Here is a 2,340-nt window from a genome sequence, read left to right on the forward strand (position 1 = left end):
CTAAAGCGGGTGCTAAGACATCAAGCAACGCATCAATATGATCATCACGATCATTTAGAGCGGCTATATAATGGTATTGCTCGCCACCCGCTTTTATAAATATTTCGCGGTTTTCATGCTCTAATTCTTCCAGCGTTTCCAAACAATCACTACTAAAGGCAGGACTAATAACGGCGATATGTTTATCACCTTGTGCCGGCAGATTAGCTAAGGTTTCATCGGTATAAGGTTGTAGCCATTGCGCTTTACCAAAACGAGATTGGAAAGTTGTGATCATATCAGTTTCTTTAAAGGAAACATCTGCGCCGAAATCTGCCACTAATAGCTGCTCTTTCAATAAGCGAGTTGTTTGCAAACAAAAGTCATAATAAGGATCACCCCATTGGCGAAACAACTCAGGCATACCATGATAAGACAATACCAGTTTATCTGGCTTACCCTGTTTTTTAACATGTTCGATAATGGTATTGGTCAATGCTTTAATATAAAGCGGATTTTGGTGATAGGTATTTAGAAAATAGATTGATGGCACATAGCGCCATTGTTGCAACTCTTTACTTAAGGCATCAAAAGTTGAACCCGTTGTTGGCCCTGCATATTGTGGGTACAAAGGTAACACCACTATTTTATCAACACCTTGCTGCTGAAACTTTTGCAGTGCACTAGCAATTGATGGATTACCATAACGCATGGCGTAATCAACAATAACGTTATCACCATATTGTGTTTTGATTTTCGTAGCTAATTTTTCTTTTTGCGCGGCGGTGGTGGTAAGTAAAGGTGCACCATCATCTTGCCAAATACTTTGGTATAACTTGGCTGATTTCGCCGGTCTAATACGTAAAATAATTCCATGTAAAATCAAAAGCCAGATCAGGCGTGGAATTTCAACCACCCTTCTATCTGATAAAAATTCTCGCAAATAACGACGCAAAGCACTAGTAGTAGGCGCATCAGGTGAACCTAAATTAGTTAATAATACTGCCGTTGTTGAGCTTTGTTTATCGGCAGTATTATCTGCAACGGTATGCTCTTCAACGGTACTATCCTCAAAGGTATTATCGCTACTTTCTTTCCGTGCACTAAAGCGAGATTTCATTTGGATTTTTCTTCTTATTTTATATTAATGAGTTATACCAATTGAATTAATGAATACACCACTTAGCGAGAATTAAAAGGCTTAGAGGCAAGTTATTGATTGAAGATAATGGTTATTCCCTTATCAAAATCAATAACGCAGTATATAGGCCTTTTAAACTCGCCCTTCGGGAGCTCAGTAGCAAACTAATAACATTTCAAAATGAATGAAATATAGAATAACTATGTTTAACTCATTTCGTTTGTTCTAAGCTCGCTACTGTAGTTCTAAGTTGGGCGATTCATTATTTCAATTGGTATTCTGGCTTTACTCAACTAAGCGATTCAAGCAGATTATTCAACGAGTTTATTCACTATAAGCTCAAGGGTTTCAGTGCGGTTTACATCAATACCAAGAGCTTCAGCTTTATAGTCTCCTGATTTAATGCCAACACCACCTTGCATTGAAACAATGGCGTAAACATGCACTTTATCGACACTGCCGATAGTATGTTCACTGCTCATCGCTTGACTATTATTTAATACAATAACGGTTGGTAAATCACTGGCTTTCATTTTAACCGCGGCAAGTGGCATACGTTGACCATTTGTTGGTACTGCATAGATAAATACTACGCGGTCTTCACCTTGCGCTAACTGTTTAGCAATATCGGCAGACAAGCTGACACTCACTTTAAGTTGTGGCCCAGTAACCATTTCTTCAGTTGCTGTATCGGTTGCAAGACCGAGTCTATTTTTAGCTTCTGCTACCGCCTCTTTAAGCGCTGCAATATTTACCCCTTGATTATTAGCCTCAATAACACGCTGCCAATAAGAAATAGCTTCTTGGTAGTTCTCACCAATAAAGTTATGCATACCTAATAAAATATTCGTTGAGGCATCATTTACATCAAGGGCTAATGCTTTATCAATGTATTCTTGTACTTGGTCAGTGATCTGTTGATCATTTTTATAATAAAGTGCCTGAGCAATAGCACCTAATAAATCAGCATGTTCACCTTCAATTCTGATCACTTGCCTAAACGCAGCAACCGCGTCATCAAAGCCGCCAGCCGCAACATAGGTTTGTCCTAGATTATACCAAGCTTCACTATCTTCAGCGTTTTCTTCAATATGCTGTTGCAGTTTTTCAATATGCGCCATCGCTTGAATTTCACGTTGCTTAAGCATTTGTGCTTCTGTCATCGCAGCTTGCTGACCATGACCTGCAGGTAGCTCGGTGATAGTATTAAAGCTGCCTTG

At 39.1% G+C, this 2,340-nt stretch carries 2 protein-coding genes; both read right to left on the reverse strand.

What is annotated here, in order from left to right; all coding sequences use genetic code 11:
• The coding region (hemH, locus tag HRT50_RS18640; RefSeq protein ID WP_291617301.1) for a ferrochelatase at window positions 1–1,099 on the reverse strand (1,099 nt) is incomplete at its 3' end.
• A gap of 332 nt (window positions 1,100–1,431) precedes the next feature.
• The coding region (locus HRT50_RS18645) for a tetratricopeptide repeat protein (RefSeq protein WP_291617303.1) at window positions 1,432–2,340 on the reverse strand (909 nt) is incomplete at its 5' end.

Origin of the sequence: Colwellia sp. (assembly GCF_013215345.1) — a bacterium.
Classification (GTDB): Bacteria; Pseudomonadota; Gammaproteobacteria; order Enterobacterales; family Alteromonadaceae; genus Colwellia.